Origin of the sequence: Pseudomonas sp. H9 (assembly GCF_004353925.1) — a bacterium.
In the GTDB taxonomy this organism is placed as follows: Bacteria; Pseudomonadota; Gammaproteobacteria; order Pseudomonadales; family Pseudomonadaceae; genus Aquipseudomonas.
The window spans coordinates 1-18349 of the sequence record NZ_SMOK01000019.1 but is presented as its reverse complement, the minus strand read 5'-3'; the positions used below and the strand labels follow the sequence as shown (position 1 = coordinate 18349).

Here is an 18349-nt window from a genome sequence, read left to right as displayed (position 1 = left end):
TCGACGTTGAGCCTGCACTTTGGCGTGTTGACTCATTCAAGAGCCTGCTTTTATTGCTATCTCTAGCTCCTGTACCAGTTCCATCAGACTGATTCCAAGCACCGCACATAGGTCACGAAGCTGCACGATGTCCAGACGCCGTGTTCCGTTCTCCACATCGCTCATGAACGATTGAGGGCGGTTCAGCGCCTTTGAGCACTGCACCTGTGTCAATCCAGCCTCTGCCCGGTACCTCTTCAGGAGGTTCAATAGGGCTTGGTGCTCCGGTCGATAGATCGTTTTGGGCATGGTCGAATGGCTACAAGGGGTAGCTCGCCAAGCTATATCCCCTTTTCGGATATCTGAAAAAGGGATAATCTTACTTTCTCCGTTTCTATGACCAGATGCGGCAGCCACCAATGGACACCTCACGGCCAGAGGTCTCTTTAAAAAGGAGTTTTTATGAAAGCAAAAAACGCGCTCTTACTGGCTATTCTCTGTATAACCAATGCCCCGGTGTATGCCACTCAAAATAGCGGTTCTCAATCTGAAACTGAAGCGGTGGCAGCACTGTGTGACGCAATGCGCTACCAAGCATATAGTACGATGGAGCTTCGCCAACTCTCCACGCCAAAATATAAGTTGAAGGAGATGGTAGACAATCATATGGCAGATATTAATAGTCGTATGACTCAGTACAGGTTGATCGACGAAGCTTTCACGGTAGAACTTTCAAGTCCTGAGCGTGCTGGTCTTGTCGCTCATGACTTCGCAGAAAGTCAGCGCGCAAAGTGTATGAGGGAGAAAAACATTTAATCGGTTTTTACGACTTCCTATGTGTGATAATCAAATAGTATTTGTATATTTATGATCAAAAGGAAAGGATTCATGCGACCATTGATTACCGCTGTCATTATTGCAACGCTGAGCGGCTGTGCAGCCCCGCCAACGGTTGGTGAAGCTTTACCTGCACCGGGCAACCGATTGCTGGCACTTCAAACCGAAGAACATGGTAAGGACGCGACTGTCACTGTTGTGCGTGAAAGCGCTGCCCAAGCCGGTCACTGTTTTTTCGGGATATTCGTTGACGGGCAACTCGTTGCACGACTGGACAATAACGAAAAGGCAAGCTTCCACATAAAGCCGGGTAGAAGACTTATCGGTGTAGGAGCGGACCCACAAGGAGCGGGGCCATGCTCACAGAATACCCAATTCAAAAGGGAAGTTGCGACGTGGTTGCAGATTGGTGAAAACCAAACGTTCCGAATTGCCTTCCAACCGATGTTGGACATACGTCCATCGTCTTACTGAAGAATAGTAGATTTCTTGCATGCGCAAGGAAGGTGGCAGTCATCACCCTGTGCGGTAGAGGTGATTCATTGACCGTAAACGGTCACATGGCTGCCACTATAGACCTAGTGTCCGCAGTGAGCCGACAGGCGAATGCTCTAGGAAGACAGATCAGCGAAGCCTGTCCTGCTCTTGATCTTCTTCTGTGCTATAGCACAGAAACTTCAACCATCCTGTGTGTACACACAGAGTATTCATGCTTTTAGGTTCTGATGGGTTTCTTACCCATCTCTCTTTTTATGACCCGTCACACATCTACACAGGGTGGCCACCCTGAAGAAAACCTACCGTCCGTTCAACGGACAAGAAACCAAATCCGCTTCGCTCACACCTTCTCGCCCACTCTAAGGTATGGGGGGCGCGACTGGGTGAATGGGCGATCATGCCGCCACTCTCAACCACCCTTGTTCCTGAACGAAGTCAAGGAAGTAGTCACGTGTGTTGGGTTCAGGAATGAATTTATCGACAGACTTCCGCCGAACGGCTTGCTGCAAAGCTGGGCTGTCAAAGCTACTATCAAGAGTATCAGTGACATTTTTTGTTCGTTCGAGCAGTGCGGGGATAGGTTCTTGGCCAAGCCCGCTCATAAGCTTGAGGACATGACGCCGAGCTGCGAATCGTTGCTTGCTCACAGCTTCGCTGCTGTCATTGTCGCTAAACTCAAACATGAATTCATTCATCAGTTCATCAAGGCGGGAAGAAAGCACGTTCGCAGCTTGCTCAAGAGCTACGCGGCTTGCAGTTGGAGCTGAATAATCAATCCAGTCGGGAATGAACTTGGCATTTTGGCCATTGGTGACCGCCTGATCCCGAACCTTCCCTTTGACTCGCTTGATGTTGTCTTTGTCAAACCGGCTTTCGTAGCGCCCTTCAGAAGAGTTCCACGTACAACCATATTCAGAATGCAAAACACCACGGAGTTCGTAATCTTTCACCCCTTGCTCTCGGGTGGAAAGTTCGTAGGCTCGCTTTACTGACTTGTCGAACGCCGTTGTCGGTAGCTTGTCAGTTACAGGAACCCCTTCAACTACCTTGCGGATGAAATGTTCAGTTTCACCTGTGGCGGCAGAAATTTTCCGACGAGACATACCTTTCAAGTGCAATGCCAAGACTTTCTCGGTGCGTGCTTCATCGTTTGCAGCGCGCTCGCTGTCAAAGGATTTTGAAGCAGCGGTATTTTGAATCTCCATTGTAGCTCCTCTATTGTCGGTTTCAGTTCATAGGCATTCCTCTCGGTGGTGCCGTTTGGTGTGGGTGTAATTGCTCAAATCGCAGGCACGGCAAAACCCCTACGATGCGCAGTTCGTTTAACGAAAGCGGTCGCGTGGAGAATGGTGTGCCGGAATGAGGGTGCGCATTATACAGAATCAAAGCCATGGATGCAAGCAATTATCAATTAGATTCAGGTTCTTTCCTTTGATGCAAAGCTAAGCCCATTTAGCGACGCTAACCTTTCCCCGCTACCCTAGGGTGTCAAATCAAAGAAAAGCTCTCCTAGCCTCATCAGCGAGCGTTACAGAGCCATCATCCATAACAATCCCTAAAGAACTGAGATTAAACGTCTTATCCGTTGAGGAATAACAAAGTTTTCAGTGCGAACATCATGTGTGGTTAACACCATCACCATCTTCTCCAATGGTTATCGGGGTGAAACGAATGTTCTTGAGAAACAAATAAGCTTCCTACAAGCGTTAACCAGTAGGAAGCCTCCTGTTTTGTCCATTGTTATTGACCCTAGCTCTCGTTGATCGTCATTTAGGGATGACCAATGGTTTGTAGCAAGCCAGAACCTCTTTTTCGATCTCGGCTAGCTTCTTTGCCTCTACTAGTTCGGCGGCCTTAGCTTCCTTCTCTTGCCTCGTTTGAATCAATTGCTGTCTGAGCAAGTCCTGATATCGTGCATGTTCAGCTTCTAGGTGAGCAACGTATTTTTGCTTTTGCTCTACCCTAATATTGGCAATATCCTCTTCTTGCATTGACTGAGGTTTCACCATGAAAGTAGAGTGGTAAAGCTCTCCGTGGTTTAGACGTTTGGTGTGAGTGATTGTGTAACCTTGGTTTGCTTTGTCGATCACCGCTTGTAGAAATTCATGACCGAGACTCCCGCTCACAAGTTCCATTGACTTCTCAGTACCTCGATAAACCCTAACCCACTCCTCCACCCGACGCTCATACTCAGCTTGATCCCATGCAGGGGGTGTTCCTTTGATAATGATTTTTTCTTCTTTCATTTATTCATTTCCTTCTTGTTGATTGTTCATGATGTGTGCAATAGCTTTGCTAATTATTTCAATACGGTATAGCTCCAGATCAAACGTGGGCGCGACAGCCAACACTGATGCATGCTCACTTGACACTGGCTCAACGCTGGCTGGCTTGCTCACAGTGTTTGTGTGTTGCTTGGACTGCCTTTTTTCACGATTAGCGTTTGCACGCAGAACTCCTTTGATTAATGAATCAACGTTCATACCTTGCTCCTGCTATAATCTGCGTAGACAACAGTTCGAGAACATCATTGCATCGTTGATGCTCACTTCTATTGCCTGTACTGGCTGCTGCTGACCGAAGGCTTTTGTAGTACTTCATTCGCTGGTAAATTTCTTTGTTAGTCATTGTAGGTTCCTTTAAATGTTGCTGGTCAGGTGATTGCTCACCAATGAAGTCAAGTAGGCGTCTATGCCTTGGTTAGCTGCATAGGCCGCCAGGAACAAACCAACGTGTAAAGAAGTAGACAAACGAAAGGGGATCAACACTGATTGTTCCTTCAATGCCCTCCACTTCTGACTCCTGCATTTGCCACTGCAAGTAACAGCGTCAGACCGTTTGTTGATTAGTGGTGCCCTGCATTTCAGGCACAGTCGAGCGTGTTCCATAATTGAAACCTCCATATAATTAAGTGCAATAGCATCTATCCTAACGAATATTCCGAAAGACAATAGAAAACCTCTCGCCACAATAAAGTGAACGAGAGAAAAAAGGAGAAATGTGTACCACCATGGTGAGAACCATGGCAGAAACAACCGTAGGCCAGAAAGGAAAGGCCATTAACTACAGTTGTTCAGCAACACCGGTGAGCGGTGCAAGAGAATATTGAAAGGAAGGCTGGGCAACCCTGTAAAGAACTTAGGTTTAATCTATCAATATATGCATATTTTATCAAGAAACATTCCAATTTGTCAATACGTTACATGCGTTCTTTAAACTTTTAGTCAACTATTTTTCCCGACATTTACTCAAGATTAGCTTGGGTAAACACAGCTTTCAACATCTTCTCGATCACGTCCACAGGAACCCCAGCCCCATAAGTATCAAAGGTGATTGTCCCTGAAGCGTGCCCAAGTAGTGCTTGAGCATGGAGTACTGGCACTCCCTTTACTTGCATGAGGGCTGCCAATGAATGTCGCATGGAGTGATATGTCAGACCAACCTTGTGATCACTACCAAGAGCCTTAGGGATTGCTTGTTGGTTTGCCCATTCACCACCACCTCTATACCCAATCTGTGCAAGTACACCTGGGTTGTTGACTTTACATGATTCAACATAACGTAAGAACGTGGCAAGGTTGAATCCATATGCACCATCAATCAAAGGCACCATTCGCTCGCTTTGCTTGTTTTTTATCGACTTACCTTCCCCGTTCTCGTTGATGTGGATAGCAACGATCCCTGATTCAAGTGTCAGGATGTCAGAAGTGGTTAGTTGTGAAATCTCGTTCAACCTTGCCCCTGTGATTGCCCCTAGGGTGAGCAGCCAGCGTTTCCAAGATAGCTCAGGCAGCTTGTTGGCATATCCCATTAGCCTAGTCATTTGAGCCTGCGAGAAGGCTTTACGTGTGGATTCCAGTCCTTTGGTCAGCTTCAGCTTTTTGTCATAGGTCCTAGTCAGGTGGCCATTCTCTACCGCCCACGCAAATACCGCCGAAAGCTTCACAATCAGTTTGTTCACAGTCGAAGGCATCCGACCTTTCGACAAACGCTCCCGGAATTCCACAAGGTCTGCTCTGGAGTGGCTTCTCAAATCCAACCCGTCCAGATGCTCTGAGATGACTTTGTGGCACAGGGTCGTCTCCTTCAAGGTCGTGGGCTTCTGCTCCCCACCACGATCAGCCATGTAAAGCTGCGAAAGCACATCGAAGGTCATCGGGGCAATCACCGGTTCTGTTGCTGCATTCAACGCCTCACCATGAGTTGCGAACACGGGCGAAGGGGTAAACCGAACGTTCCGGTACAAGCCCCCCCAATGGCGTAGTGGGTGGCCGTCATCAGCAGTCACAACGGTGCTACTCACCAACGCCAGCAAATGCTCCCGTAGGTCGTACCATGAGGCATCAGGTCGGTCCATGTGGAATGCCTGGATCGACGACGTGAGATGACCAGATGTCTGCATTGCCCATCTGCGATCAGTGGTCTTCAGAGAGACGGAAACTGACCTGTTCACACTGCCAGTCACACGAAGGCGTAGGTAGTAGATGCCATGGCGTCGGTAATGGTAAGGACTCGCTAACCGGCAATTTGGCCTCAAGGGCAGCGTGTGGGTTGTGACAGCACTTGTGACAGGGTGCATTTGTGGAAGGACGTTCATAGCGGTTAGCCCCCGTAATCATTGGGTTAACCCTTTCCCTCCTTGTCGTTCTGGATGTACTGCCGGGAAGACTTGAGGAAACTCAAGCGGATTACCCTGTTGTGGGATTACATCCGCAAGGTCACTGAGCGCAACATGCCGCTATTGATGGGCGAGTCACGCCAAATGACATTCGCCGATTAGTTGGAGGCCACCACAATAGCGACGCGGCGGTTTTCCATGCGCCCGGCGCGGGTGTCGTTGCTGGCCACCGGCACGCGGCTGCCCAGCCCACGGATTTCGATGTTTTCCGGGCGCATGCCGACAGCGCTCAACGCATTGGCTACGCTCTTGGCCCGGCGTAGCGACAGTTCCTCGTTGTACGCGGCACGCCCCGAAGAGTCGGTGTGCCCATCAACCCGCACGCGCTGGATATCCACCGACAGCAGCGACTTGCCCAGACGCTCGACAATGGCCTGGCTCTCGCGGTTCAGTGCATCCAGGTCGCTGCCGAACAACACCTTGCTCGACAGGCCAAACTCCCACCCCTCGTCAGTCAAACGAAAGCCTTCATGCTTGAGCAAAGCGATCTGTTCAGGCGTCAGGCCTTTGGGCGGCACGCTTTGGCAGCCAGTCAACGCCAGCAGCATCAAAACCAGCCAGGCGAAGTGAAAGCGTAAAGATCGACTCAGGTAAATCACGGTTCAGCTCCTATTTTCTACTTGATTGGCAGCGTTCTCCGACGCTGCCGTTTGCCACTGTCCACGGGTGTTGCGTTTGGCCTGATACATCGCTGCATCGGCGGCGTTGAGCAAGTCTGCCGGCGTCGTGCCGTCATCCGGGAAAAACGCAATGCCGACGCTCAGCGACGTGGTGATGCTATGGCCTTCGGACAGGCGAATCGGCATTTGCATGCTGCCTATAATTTTCTCGGCAATGCGCTGGGCATCTTCGCGGCTATGCAGGGGCGTCAGCAGCACGGCAAATTCATCACCGCCCAGACGGGCGACCAGATCACCCTCGCGCAATTGCGAACGCACTCGGGTGGCGACGCTCACCAGGACTTCATCTCCCGCCGCATGGCCATGGCTGTCGTTGATGGCCTTGAAGTTGTCGCTGTCGAGAAACAGCAACGCCATGTGCTCCTCGTACTTGCTGGCGTTGCGCATCGTACGGCTGAGCCGACCTTCGAAAAACGACCGGTTAGGCAACCCGGTCAGGCTGTCATGGCTGGCCTGGTGAGCCAGGTTTTCGTTCTCGCTCTGCAAGCGGCTGTGCCAGCTTTCCAACTCATCGAGCAGCGCGTTGAAGTCGTTGCCCAACTCATTGAGTTCGGCGATCTGCGCCTCAGGGACGCGGCGGTCAAAGCGGCGTTCACGGCGTGCGGCATGCGCGACCGTAGCCAGGCTGCGCAAGGGGCCGACAATATCGCCAAACATACGCCGCGACAGGTACAACGCGCCGACCGCACTGAGCACCGTCGAGAAGATGATGCCGGCCAGGCCGCTGAGCAGAAAGCGCACCAGGCTGCCCCCCTGACCTTCCAGCTCGATTCGCCCGACCTGCTGGCCCTGATGCAGCACCGGCATGATGATGGGCTCTTCCAGCAGGCTGCGGGCCACCTGTTGCTCCACTTGAGCGAGCAGGCTGTCGTTGTTGCGTTGCCAGCGGGCGAGTAGCTGGTCGGTATCGTCGAAGACTTTGACGTCTGCCACTTCTTCAGTGGAGGCGATCATGGCCAGGGCTTCATTGGCAGCACTGCTGTCGTTGAACACCACCGCAGCTTCGACGGTGTAGTTGATCGAGCGGGCAATCAGGTGCAGATTGTGGTTGGCATACACACGCAAGGCCAGTACGCCGAGCACGGTCAACGCCACCCCTGCCAACCCAACCGCCAGCAACGCCACACTCAAGTGACGACGCCCAAGGACTGCACGCAAGGTTGGGCGCTGACGTCCCCAGCCGAACCCGATCATGGCTGCGCCGCCCGTCGTCGTGATAGTTGCAAGACTGAAGGGTGAATGCGCACACCACTGCGCGCCACCGAATCAAGGTTGACCTCGAATGCCACCTGACGGTCTGTGACTCGCAAGCAGAATACGCTGCCCACCGTACAGGGGTCATCGGCTTCACTGATGCTCAACACCGGATGGCCACTGATAGCGGTAAACAACTGGCTGCGTTCGTTCTGGCTCAGTTCACCGAGATAGATCGCGTCGCATTCACTGGTGATGCGCGAATCGCCGGCCAACAGGCGCCGAACCAGGACCGGACGCCCCGTAGGTTGTGTTGTGCCTTTGACCAGGTCATCGGCGTATTCCGTCGGGCCGACCAGGCACAGGCGTAACTGCTCAGGCTCCACTGGCCAGCGGGCATAACTGAGGATTCCGAGTACTACCTGAGTGACGGCAGCAGCACGTTGTTCGGCCAGCGTAGCAGTGGCGGGCGCCTCACCGTGGGCGAACGGCCCCAGCAGCAACAGTAACGCCGCGATCAGCGAGCGCCCCCGGCGCGTCACACGTCCCGGTGCCGGGGCCGCCACTTTCATGAAGGAAATCTCTTAAATCCCAGCGGGATGATGCCGTAACGATAGCACAATGGCCGATTTTCCAGCGAGCACACAGGTCTCTTCGCGTCCGGAAAATGGCCGAATTGCCCTGCTCACACTTGCTCCAACATCAAACCGGAAAGGCGCTTGACCTTGCGCCGTACCGCGTCTTCGAAAACGCCCAGCCGAGGTTCGATCAAAGTGAAGCAGTTTTTCGCCCGGGTGATACCGGTGTAGATCAACTCCTTGGTCAAAACCGGGTTCAGCGCATCGGGTAGCACCAGCGCGGTATGGGCGAACTCCGAGCCCTGCGACTTGTGCACGGTCATCGCATACACCGTTTCCACGTCGTTGAGGCGGCTGGGCAAAACAAAGCGCACACCACCACGACCATCGTTGCGGGCAAACGCTACCCGCAATACCTGCTGGCCCGGTTGCTGTTCGTCAGGCAAGCGCAAGGCAATGCCGATGTCACCGTTCATCAAGCCCAGACCATAGTCGTTACGGGTCATCAGCACAGGGCGGCCTTCATACCAAGGCTGCTCGGCATCAATCAGACCGGCAGCGCCAAGCACGCGGCTAACCCGCTGGTTAAGCCCTTCAACCCCCCAGGGGCCCTTACGCACCGCGCATAGCAACTGGAAGGTTTCGAACCCTTGCAGCACCGCCATCGCCCAAGCCTCCCAGCGTGGATCATCAACCGCTGTCGCCTGCGCTGGACGTTGTCGGCCGATCACCTGCAGGTAGCTGCGATAGCCCTGCGGGCCCTTTTCACCGCGGCCAAGCCCCTCCAGTAGCAGACGGTCCAGGGCACGATCCTGCTCACCACGCAAGGTCAGGCCGAACACATCATCCTGCGTTTGCTTCAGCAAGGCTCGCGCCTGTTCGGCATCCTGCAGGTTGACCAACCGCGCCAGTCGACCAATGCCACTGGTCTCACCAAAGCGTCGGGAAAAGCGCAGCATCACCACCTGCTGAGCCAGTGGGTACTGCTCGGCCGTGCCCGCCTGCAGTTCGCTGCCTGCCAATGTTTCGCCACTGACCTGCTCAAGCCAGGCTTGCGTCTGTGGGCTGTAGCGCCCGGCTTCAGCATCCCTGCACAGGTCACCCAGCACCGCACCGGCTTCCACCGAGGCCAACTGGTCTTTATCCCCGAGCAGCACCAGACGGGCATGGGGTGGCAGCGCCGCCAGCAGGTTGGCCATCATCTCCAGGTCGATCATCGAAGCTTCGTCAACCACCAGCACATCCAGGGGCAGCGGGTTACCCGCATCGTGGCGAAAATGCCGCGAGCCCGGGCGACTACCCAGTAGCCGGTGCACCGTCGAGACGTCAGTTGGAATGTTTTCCCGCACCTCGGGGGCAACCGCCAGACGCTCGACCTGCTGGCCGATCGACTCGGTCAGACGCGCGGCGGCCTTACCGGTCGGGGCTGCCAGACGTATACGCAAGGGACGACCCGCTTCCACCGCTGGCGCCTGCAACAAGGCCAGCAAGCGCACCACGGTGGTGGTCTTGCCGGTGCCGGGGCCACCGGTAATGATGCTGAAGGCCCCACGGGTGGCCAATGCACACGCCAGTTTCTGCCAGTCCACCTGCCCCGGCTGACCGCCACCCGCGAACAGTTGCGCCAAGCGCGCCGGAAGATCCACTGGGGTCGGCTCGCCCTGTTCCAGGCGCTGACGCAAAGCGCTGTCGATCTGCCGTTCGTAGGCCCAGTAACGGCGCAAGTACAAGCGCTGAGCACTGAGTACCAAAGGCCGTGAGGCCTCTTCTACACGCCCACCTTGGGCAACCAACCGACTGCTGGCCAAACGTTGCAGCCAGGTGCTCAACGCCAGTTGCTCCAGCAGTTGCGACGGCAACAACAGCGGGCCTGCCAAGGCATCACCCTCTGGCGGCAAGGACAAGGCAAAGTCCGGTTCAGCCAAGGTCTCCCCCAGGTCCAGGCAGACATGCCCGTGCCCCAGCTGATGGCTGGCCAGAGCGGCAGCCAGTAATACCAACGGATCGCCGCCGGGATCACGCTCCTCAAGAAAGCCGACAAAGGCCCGGTCAAGCGCGCGCAACCAGCCGCGCTCAACCCAACGATCAAGCAGCGCCAGCAAGTCGGCGCTACGACTCAGCGGCTCAAGTGCTGCCAGATGCCCGGCATCCAGCGGCGTCGGCAACAAGTCCTCGAGGGTACGGCTCATGGTGCTTCTCCCAGGAACAGGTCGTGTTGCTGCGGCATGCTGACGCCACGGAACAGGGCATCGAGGCGCTCAATCAACTGCCGTGGAGGCTTGACGAAATACACGCCGCCAGACGCCGCATGCACACCGCGTAGAAAGATAAAGGCCGCGCCCCCCACATGGCGGTCGTAATCGTAATCGGCCAACCGTGCGCTCAACTGGCGATGCAGGGCCAGCAGGTAGAGCACATATTGCAGGTCGTAGCGGTGGCTGAGGATCGCCGATTCCATGGCCAGCTCGCTGTAGGCCTGGTCGTCGGGGCCGAGCCAGTTGGATTTGTAGTCGGCCACGTAGTAGCGCCCGTCGTGTTCAAAGGCCAGGTCGATGAAGCCTTTGAACATGCCGTTAAGCTGGGCCGGTTGGGCGGCCACCCGCGCGGCGCCCTCGTGTGTGTATTCACACACCAGACGATCCAGCTGGACGACATCGACCTTGCGGCTGGCAAACCAGAATTCCATTTCAATCTGGTACTGCGAAAGTTGATTCAAGGCCACCTGTGGCTGCTCTGGCGCCAAGGCCATTGGCCGCACCAGCACTTGCTGCAACCAGTCGCTGAGGGTCGTGATCCAGCCGGTCCAGTCCCGACGATTGCAGCGCTGGCCTACCGTGCGTTTGAGTGCTTCATCGCTGGCCGTCACCTGAGCAAAGCCTTCCTGCCCCGCCCATTCAAGCAGGCCGTGGAGAAAGGTTCCAGGGTTGGGGCCGCGCGGGAAGCGGTGAATGTCACCACTGCCCGGCATCACTTCGCGCAACTGCTGTGGGTCGGGGCGTTCGTCGTCCAACAACTGCTGGGCTTGAGAGCTGTCTTCAGCCAAAGACAACAATTCCTCTCCAATGCGTAGCGCACTGTAGGAAGCGATCCACCAATTTTCTGCCGCACGACGTTTAGGTTGGCGCGCCGGCAGCAGCTCGTCTTGATTGCGCGGCGCGTTGTAACACTGTTCGTCTGGCTCAGGCATGGCGCTGCTGGCAATGGCCTTGCAGCCGACTTGCAAGGCTTGCAGCCAGTCACTCAACTGGCTGGAAGCCGCCAATGGCAGGCCACCGCCGAGCAGGTAACCCAACGCCGAGCGGTGCAGCAACGAAGCCTTGCCCGTACCGCGTTTGAGGTCGGCGACCCCGAGCCAGCACGCGTGCTGGGCGCGGGTCAGGGCAACATAAAGCAAGCGCAGGTCTTCAGCCAGACGCTCGTCATCGGCCAGGGCGATCTGTTCGGCATCCGGCGTCAGGGTCAGGTGCGCCTGGCCCTCACTGTCGTGCCAGGCCAGCGGCAGACGTTGGCCGTCCACCGGTTTGCTGGTGCAGATGAACGGCAGAAACACCAGCGGGTATTCCAGGCCCTTGGATTTGTGGATGGTGACCACTTTGACCAGTTGTTCATCACTTTCCAGGCGCAGGATCTGCTCCTCGCCAGCCTGGCCTGCGTTGGCCAGATGCTCGCCCAAGTGACGGATCAAAGCTTGCTCACCATCCAGCTCGGTGGCCGCCTGTTGCAGCAACTCGGCAAGGTGCAGCAGGTTGGTCAGTACCCGCTCGCCGTCACTGCGGCTGATCAATACCTGAGGCAACTCAAAGTCGTGCAGCAGTCGACGCAGCATCGGCAGTACGCCCTGGCTGCGCCAGATCAGTCGGTACTGGCGGAACTGCATGACCCAGCGTTCCCACACCCGCTCGTTCTGGTTCAGTTGCTCCAGCGCCGACAACGGCAGGTTCAGGGTGATACTGGCCAGCGCAGCCTTGAGTAATCGTTCGACATCGGGCTCGGCACAGGCCTTGAGCCATGCCAGCAAGTCCTGGGCTTCTTGAGCAGCGAACACCGAGTCTTTGTCCGAGAGGTACACACTGCGCACATCGCGAGCAGCCAACTCGGCGCGAATCAACTGCGCTTCGCGGCCATCACGAACGAGGATGGCGATGTCAGAAGGCATGCAACCACGCAGCGTCTGATCGGCCTGAAGGAAGCCGCTGCGCCCCTGTTGTCCGCCGTTGAGCAAAGCCACGATCTGGCTGGCACAACTGGCAGCAAGCTGTTGACGGTAAACTGCGCCCGAGACCGGCTCTTCACTATTGAGCTGCCAAACGTTGAGTGCGGCAAGCGCCTGCCCGTCGACTTGAAACTGCTCATTGCGGCCTTTGGCCTTGACCTCTACAAAAGGTACCGGGTTGTCATCGACGGTGCGAAACAGGAACGCCCCGCGCCCCAGTTCACGCAATTCGGCCTGCATGAACACATGGTTGACCGCACTGACCATCGCCTGGCTGGAGCGGTAGTTGGTATCCAGGCTGTGCAAGCGCCCACGGGTGGCGCGTCGGGCGCCCAGGTAGGTGAAGATATCGGCGCCCCGAAACGCATAGATCGCCTGCTTGGGGTCACCGATCATGAACAGGCCCGTGCTCTGTTCGTTGTCTTCAATGCGGTAAATGCGCTGGAAGATCCGGTATTGGACGGGGTCGGTGTCCTGGAATTCATCGATCAAAGCGACTGGAAACTGCTCGCGAATCAGGCCAGCCAAGCGCTCACCAGTATCGCCATGCAGGGCGTGGTCAAGACGCACGAGCATGTCATCAAAGCCCATCTCTGCACGACGGCGTTTTTCCTGCTCAAAGCGGGCGCCCACCCAAGCGGCGGCATGCTCCAACAAACAAGCATCCGGTGTCGGCAAAGCCTTTAACTGCTCCTGCAAACCTTCCATCACCTGCAAGGCGGGGTGGCTCGGTGGCTCTCCCTTCCAGGCTTCGGCCATGCCGGTACGTGTGAACCGGGTAAAGCCGGTGCCCAGGTCAAGCTCCAGCGCTTGCTCATCGCTCGCCCAGGCCGCCAGTTTCTCGCACCAGGGCTCGAAGTAGCGAGCTTGCATCTTGCGCCCATCCACCTGCTTGGCAGCCAGACCCTCGCGGCAGATCTGCAGCAGGTCAGCGGACCATTGCACCCACGGCGCCTTGAGGCTGCGCAGTTGCTCAGCGCGCTGTTGCAGCACCGCATCAATCAGCGCCTGCGGCTCTTCAGCCGAGCTCTCGATGCTCTGGCGGCCAAACAATGCGCGCACTCGCGGCAGAAGCGCATCCGGACTGACCCACTGGCTACGCACCCAGGCCAGGGCGTCGCCTTGCATGCTGTAGCAAAAGCGTCGCCAGTAGTCGCGCATGACTTGGCCAAGCAACTCACTGTGGTCGGTTTCCAGGGTTTGCGTGAATAGGCTTCCACTGTCGAACGCGTGCTCGCGCAGCATGCGTTGGCACCAACTGTGGATCGTCGAGACCGCCGCCTCATCCATCCATTGCGCCGCCACGTCCAGACGGTTGGCGCATGCAGGCCACAACGCTGGTTGATAGTCATCACGCAATTGCTGCAGCAGCGGGTCAGCCTCATTCAACTCGCCGCGGAAGAAGCGCGCAGCTTCTGCCAGACGCGTACGAATGCGCTCACGCAGCTCCTTAGTGGCGGCGTCAGTGAAGGTCACCACCAGTATCTGAGGGGGTAACAGTTCGCGGCCAAAACCCTGCTCGCCGCCATGGCCGAGTACCAGGCGCAAGTACAGCGCAGAGATGGTGAAGGTCTTACCGGTACCCGCACTGGCTTCGATCAATTGGCTGCCATGCAAGGGAAACGTCAGGGCCAGAGGTGCGTTGCGACTCATTGGGCGTTCTCCTCATTGCCCAAGGTCTGCCAGGGCGCATCCAACATCGGGCGATACAAGGCTTCACACCACCCTTCGAACTCTTCACTGGCCGTGAGCGCCGCGAAGTCATTGAATTGGCGGGCCAGTGCGGTACTTTCGCTGCGCTCGCCGAAGCTGTTCTGGCCATCGCCTTCATAGGCCTTGACCGCCGCAGCCAGGGCCTTGTCAGGGTCGCTCTGAGCCAGCCAGGCAATGGCCGTCTTGACCGCCACCGGTAGCGGCGCGCACATACCGGCCTGGCGAGCCAGCAGCAAGTCTCCAAGCAACTCGGCAGCGCGCGCTTGCTCAAGGGGGGCCAACAATAGCGTGATATCGGTGGCGACCACCGCACTGTGCAAGGGCAGACCAACGGCACAGGCGGCCAGGTGCATGACCCAGGTCGACGTCAGTCGGTGCCACTTCAGCGAACGGCCGCTGCTGATGCCATTGGGTAAGGTGGTAATGCTCAACAACGACTGGTCGTCGCGCTGATAGACCCGACCGAGCCAACCTTCTAGCTTGAGCTGGCGGAATTCGAAGCGAATTGGCAAGGCGCTGTCCAGGGCATCGGGCCACTGGCGCAGCAACTGTTGATGACGCAGCAACAGATCCGGCAACGGCTCGACCAGTTCCGCTTGCAGGCATTGACCAAAGCCGGCCAATGGCAGCATGCCGCTCCCCTGCAAGCGTCGGGCTTGAGCGCCGAGTGCCAGGGAGGCATCGTCTGGTGCAGCCAGCGCTGCGGCCAACAGGCTTTCGCTGAGGCTGTAGCGTTGCAAGGCGTCGAGCACGAAAGGCTCTTCATCAGCCAGTGGCGCCTGGGCCGCCTCGAAGAACACTTTCAGGCGCTGGCTGAAAAAATGCCGCACCGGATGACGCAGAAAGTCTTGCAGCAACGTCAGGCTCAAGGGCTCGTCACCGCTGTAAGCTGGCAAATCATCGTCGACGTTAACCTTCTCTTCGCCAGGCAAGTGCAGCGCTCGCCATTCAACGGCGTAACTGAACAGGTTGCTGCCTTTGTGGAAATAGCGGGTGCTGAACGGTTGCAACGGATGCTCCACGGTCAGGGCGTGCAACAGCTGCTCACCTTCATCGAATTTTTCACCGACTGTGGCACCGTCGAGCCGCCAACCGGCGGCAAGGTGATCCCGCAACTGCCCGATCAGTACCGAAGCAGGCCGCTCACTGTTATCGCGAATACTGCGACCTACCCAACTGACGTAAAGCTGGTCACGCGCCGAGAGCAGTGCTTCAAGCAACAGGTAGCGGTCGTCTTCACGACGTGAGCGATCACCGGGCCGATAGTCACTGCCCATCAGGTCGAAGTCCAGCGGTGGCTGTGCACGCGGATAGTCACCGTCGTTCATACCCAACAGGCAGACCACCTTGAACGGGATTGCACGCATGGGCATCAACGTACAGAAGTTCACCGAACCGGCGAGGAAACGCTGCGACAAACGCCCTTGATCAAGGCCTGCCAGCCAGGCCTCACGGACCACGGTCAGCGGCAGCAAATCTTCCAGGGCGACCGACTCGCACGTCTGCAACCAGGTTTCGCGCAACGTCTGCAGCTGCACCAGCAGGTAATCGTCGTGCTCGGTTTCAGCCAGGAAGAAAACCTGTAGCAGGGCATGCAGACGCTCACCCCATTGCGTAGCCGTCGCAGGGCTGGACAGCTGCCGATAGGCAACTTCCAGGGCATCGAGCAGCGCTACCAGCGGACCGATCAGTGCCGCATCCAGGCCACCGATTTCATCAAACGGCTCGATCCCGTCGCAGCTCTCACCAACGCCGACGGCATAACCGAGCAACATGCGTCGCAGGCCGAATCGCCAGCTATTTTGCTCAAGATCCGCCGGCAAACCCAGGTTAGCGCGTTGCTCGGCATTCAGCCCCCAACGAATACCTGCGCCTTCGATCCAGCGGTGCAAGGTCGGCAAATCGCTTTCTTTGATGGCGAAACGGGCACGCACGGCGGGTACGTCGAGCAGATCAAGAATTTCGCTGACGGCAAAGCGGCTGTCAGGCAGCTTCAGCAAATGCTCCAGGGCGATCAACAGCGGGTCCCGACCACGCTGCCCCTGGTCCGTCAGGGTGAAGGGGATGAAGCGCGGGTCATCGCGGCCCAACTGGCCAAAAACCGCGCGGATATGCGGAGCATAGGTGTTGATGTCCGGCAGCATGACGATCACATCACGTGGGCGCAGCTGCGGATCGGCACTGAAACGCGCTAGCAGCTGGTCATGCAATATTTCAACTTCGCGCTGCGGGCTGTGAGCGATATGAAAACGTACAGAGCGGTCCTTGTTGGGGTTGACTGCGGGCCACAGGGCACGCGTCTCGGCTAACGGACGCAGCTCCAGAATGTCGTCCTGTAGTTGATTGAGCAAGGTTTTGGGCTCGCTCTCACTGAACAAGTCGATACGTCCATCCGCGAATGCTGCTTGATAGCTTCCGGGATCATCATAACTGTCGAGCAGGTTGATATAGTCTCGGCCCTGCTTACCCCAGGCAGCCAATAATGGATGAGCATGTTGATGCAGAGCCTGCGCATCGATCAGGTTGGGCATACCTTGTTTGCGTTGCTGACGCTTGTACTGGTGGCGTAGCAAGTCTTTGTCGGCCACGATGTCGGCCCAGTGATGACGGCAGGGGTTATGCACACAGAGCAGCACCTGACTGAAACGTGCCAGGCCAGCCAAGGCTTCCAGCGCCTGAGCGGGCAACGAGGAAATACCAAATACAATCACCCGCGAAGGCAGCCCGGGTGGTGCTTGCTCAAGGCGGTTGATGCGCTCGATAAAACGTTGGTGAACACCGGCCCGGCTCTGTGCCATGCCCTCCTCGCCGACATCCAGTAACAGCGCTCGCCACAATTCGGCTTGCCAGCAGTTGGCCGCTGGTAGTGGTTTGTTCTCACCGCGTGCGGTGTTGAGCACATGCCGCCCGGCTGCCCAGTCCTTCAACCAGTCAGCGCGGTACACCTGGTATTGGTCAAACAGGTCGGCCAAGCGCTCGGCCAACTGGTAGCGCTTGCGCAAATCGGTGTCGTCAGTGAGAAAGCGTTGCAGCGGTTCGAAGTGAGGCTTGTCGATCACTTCAGGCAACAACCGCATCAGCCGCCACGTCAGTGGCGCCTTGTCGAGCAGAGACACTTCCGGGATCTCATCTCGTCCCAGCACTCGTCGGTACAGCTGCCACATAAAGCTGCCAGGCAACTGCACTTCAACCGCAGCAGCAATGCCACAGCCGCCCAAGTCGTCATCCTCAGGGTCTTCGGCGAGAGCCAGCTTGAGCCACTGGGCGATGCCGTTGCTTTGCACCAGAACGACTTCATTTTCCAGCGGGGCCAAGGGATAACGCCGCATCCAACTCACGACCAGACTGCGCAGTTCATCCAGGCGATTGCCGTGGACCACCATGAATCCGGGTTGGAGTGGGTTTGCATGCGACATTGGACATCCTTGAGGCTGTGCGGACAGGGAGAAACCATATCATGAGCGGTGTGGGAGCAGCGGTGTGGGAGCGGGCTTGCCCCGCGAAGCTATTTCACTGGCACACCGCTATCGCGGGGCAAGCCCGCTCCCACACCGGCGCTCCCACAGCCTGGTCTTTTCCAGTGGGCGGAAAAGACAAAACCCCTACCTGCGTGTGCAGATAGGGGTTTCGGAATTTAATCTTGACGATGACCTACTCTCACATGGGGAAACCCCACACTACCATCGGCGATGCATCGTTTCACTGCTGAGTTCGGGATGGGATCAGGTGGTTCCAATGCTCTATGGTCGTCAAGAAATTCTGTTGCCAGAAGGTCTTGTGCAGACACTCCAGCGAATCGGGTATGTGATATTTGTGAATTGCAAACTTTCGGTTCGTTTCGTCTTCACAACACCGCAATCTGGCTTTCGCTCAAATTGCTTGGGTGTTATATGGTCAAGCCTCACGGGCAATTAGTATTGGTTAGCTCAACGCCTCACAGCGCTTACACACCCAACCTATCAACGTCGTAGTCTTCGAC

Annotated in this window: 13 protein-coding genes, 2 rRNA genes and 1 pseudogene; 3 read left to right on the top strand and 13 right to left on the bottom strand. The window is 56.7% G+C overall.

Annotated elements, in window-relative coordinates:
• Positions 1–36 precede the first annotated feature (36 nt).
• A complete protein-coding gene (locus tag E1573_RS15415) occupies positions 37–288 on the bottom strand; it encodes a helix-turn-helix domain-containing protein (protein WP_133215351.1) in 252 nt (83 codons plus the stop codon).
• A gap of 153 nt (positions 289–441) precedes the next feature.
• Between E1573_RS15415 and E1573_RS15410 the strand changes: the two genes are divergently transcribed.
• Positions 442–795 (top strand): hypothetical protein, encoded by a 354-nt coding sequence (locus tag E1573_RS15410; protein WP_133215167.1) that lies wholly within the window; start codon positions 442–444, stop codon positions 793–795.
• Between the two features lie 72 nt (positions 796–867).
• The gene (locus E1573_RS15405; RefSeq protein WP_133215165.1) at positions 868–1290 is read left to right on the top strand and encodes a hypothetical protein; all 423 of its coding nucleotides are present in this window, start codon (positions 868–870) and stop codon (positions 1288–1290) included.
• Between the two features lie 419 nt (positions 1291–1709).
• Here the strand turns inward: E1573_RS15405 and E1573_RS15400 are convergent, their stop codons facing one another.
• The 4 genes from E1573_RS15400 to E1573_RS15385 all read right to left on the bottom strand — a co-directional run bounded on the left by E1573_RS15400 (position 1710) and on the right by E1573_RS15385 (position 5671).
• Positions 1710–2519: a hypothetical protein gene (locus E1573_RS15400; RefSeq protein ID WP_133215163.1), complete on the bottom strand. Its 810-nt coding sequence runs from the start codon at positions 2517–2519 to the stop codon at positions 1710–1712.
• A gap of 561 nt (positions 2520–3080) precedes the next feature.
• Entirely contained in the window at positions 3081–3560 is a 480-nt protein-coding gene (locus E1573_RS15395) for a hypothetical protein (protein ID WP_133215161.1), read from the bottom strand.
• Positions 3561–3797, bottom strand: coding sequence for a hypothetical protein (locus tag E1573_RS15390; protein WP_133215159.1), 237 nt, complete (start codon positions 3795–3797; stop codon positions 3561–3563).
• Between the two features lie 761 nt (positions 3798–4558).
• Entirely contained in the window at positions 4559–5671 is a 1113-nt protein-coding gene (locus E1573_RS15385) for a tyrosine-type recombinase/integrase (protein ID WP_256659545.1), read from the bottom strand.
• 288 nt (positions 5672–5959) lie between these two features.
• On the opposite strand from E1573_RS15385, the pseudogene E1573_RS15380 reads away from it, so the two are divergent.
• Positions 5960–6094 (top strand): annotated as a pseudogene (locus E1573_RS15380) (LysR family transcriptional regulator); the annotation flags it as partial.
• Here the strand turns inward: E1573_RS15380 and E1573_RS15375 are convergent.
• From E1573_RS15375 to E1573_RS15340, 8 genes are all read right to left on the bottom strand, one after another.
• The gene (locus E1573_RS15375; RefSeq protein WP_133215349.1) at positions 6091–6540 is read right to left on the bottom strand and encodes an OmpA family protein; all 450 of its coding nucleotides are present in this window, start codon (positions 6538–6540) and stop codon (positions 6091–6093) included. The pseudogene E1573_RS15380 and the gene E1573_RS15375 overlap by 4 nt on opposite strands.
• A gap of 54 nt (positions 6541–6594) precedes the next feature.
• A complete protein-coding gene (locus E1573_RS15370; RefSeq protein WP_133215155.1) occupies positions 6595–7866 on the bottom strand; it encodes a diguanylate cyclase domain-containing protein in 1272 nt (423 codons plus the stop codon).
• Entirely contained in the window at positions 7863–8438 is a 576-nt protein-coding gene (locus tag E1573_RS15365) for a YfiR family protein (protein ID WP_133215153.1), read from the bottom strand. The genes E1573_RS15370 and E1573_RS15365 overlap by 4 nt, the downstream gene beginning before the upstream one ends.
• A 113-nt stretch (positions 8439–8551) precedes the next feature.
• A complete protein-coding gene (gene recD, locus E1573_RS15360) occupies positions 8552–10633 on the bottom strand; it encodes an exodeoxyribonuclease V subunit alpha (protein WP_133215151.1) in 2082 nt (693 codons plus the stop codon).
• On the bottom strand, positions 10630–14310 hold the full coding sequence (gene recB / locus E1573_RS15355) for an exodeoxyribonuclease V subunit beta (RefSeq protein ID WP_133215149.1): 3681 nt from the start codon (positions 14308–14310) through the stop codon (positions 10630–10632). The genes recD and recB overlap by 4 nt, the downstream gene beginning before the upstream one ends.
• Positions 14307–17786 carry an exodeoxyribonuclease V subunit gamma gene (gene recC, locus E1573_RS15350; RefSeq protein ID WP_133215147.1) on the bottom strand — a complete coding sequence of 1160 codons (3480 nt, stop codon included), beginning with the start codon at positions 17784–17786 and terminating at the stop codon, positions 14307–14309. The genes recB and recC overlap by 4 nt, the downstream gene beginning before the upstream one ends.
• A 222-nt stretch (positions 17787–18008) precedes the next feature.
• Positions 18009–18124, bottom strand: a 5S ribosomal RNA gene (gene rrf, locus E1573_RS15345).
• 136 nt (positions 18125–18260) lie between these two features.
• Positions 18261–18349, bottom strand: a 23S ribosomal RNA gene (locus E1573_RS15340); the annotation flags it as partial.

Excerpts from the sequence above, each read along its gene's own strand:
- E1573_RS15400 (WP_133215163.1), bottom strand. The coding sequence starts at position 2,519 with ATGGAGATTCAAAATACCGCTGCTTCAAAATCCTTTGACAGCGAGCGC.
- E1573_RS15395 (WP_133215161.1), bottom strand. The coding sequence starts at position 3,560 with ATGAAAGAAGAAAAAATCATTATCAAAGGAACACCCCCTGCATGGGAT.
- E1573_RS15365 (WP_133215153.1), bottom strand. The coding sequence starts at position 8,438 with ATGAAAGTGGCGGCCCCGGCACCGGGACGTGTGACGCGCCGGGGGCGC.
- E1573_RS15375 (WP_133215349.1), bottom strand. The coding sequence starts at position 6,540 with ATGCTGCTGGCGTTGACTGGCTGCCAAAGCGTGCCGCCCAAAGGCCTG.
- E1573_RS15410 (WP_133215167.1), top strand. The coding sequence starts at position 442 with ATGAAAGCAAAAAACGCGCTCTTACTGGCTATTCTCTGTATAACCAAT.
- E1573_RS15385 (WP_256659545.1), bottom strand. The coding sequence starts at position 5,671 with ATGGACCGACCTGATGCCTCATGGTACGACCTACGGGAGCATTTGCTG.
- recC (WP_133215147.1), bottom strand. The coding sequence starts at position 17,786 with ATGTCGCATGCAAACCCACTCCAACCCGGATTCATGGTGGTCCACGGC.
- E1573_RS15405 (WP_133215165.1), top strand. The coding sequence starts at position 868 with ATGCGACCATTGATTACCGCTGTCATTATTGCAACGCTGAGCGGCTGT.
- E1573_RS15415 (WP_133215351.1), bottom strand. The coding sequence starts at position 288 with ATGCCCAAAACGATCTATCGACCGGAGCACCAAGCCCTATTGAACCTC.
- recD (WP_133215151.1), bottom strand. The coding sequence starts at position 10,633 with ATGAGCCGTACCCTCGAGGACTTGTTGCCGACGCCGCTGGATGCCGGG.
- E1573_RS15370 (WP_133215155.1), bottom strand. The coding sequence starts at position 7,866 with ATGATCGGGTTCGGCTGGGGACGTCAGCGCCCAACCTTGCGTGCAGTC.
- E1573_RS15390 (WP_133215159.1), bottom strand. The coding sequence starts at position 3,797 with ATGAACGTTGATTCATTAATCAAAGGAGTTCTGCGTGCAAACGCTAAT.
- recB (WP_133215149.1), bottom strand. The coding sequence starts at position 14,310 with ATGAGTCGCAACGCACCTCTGGCCCTGACGTTTCCCTTGCATGGCAGC.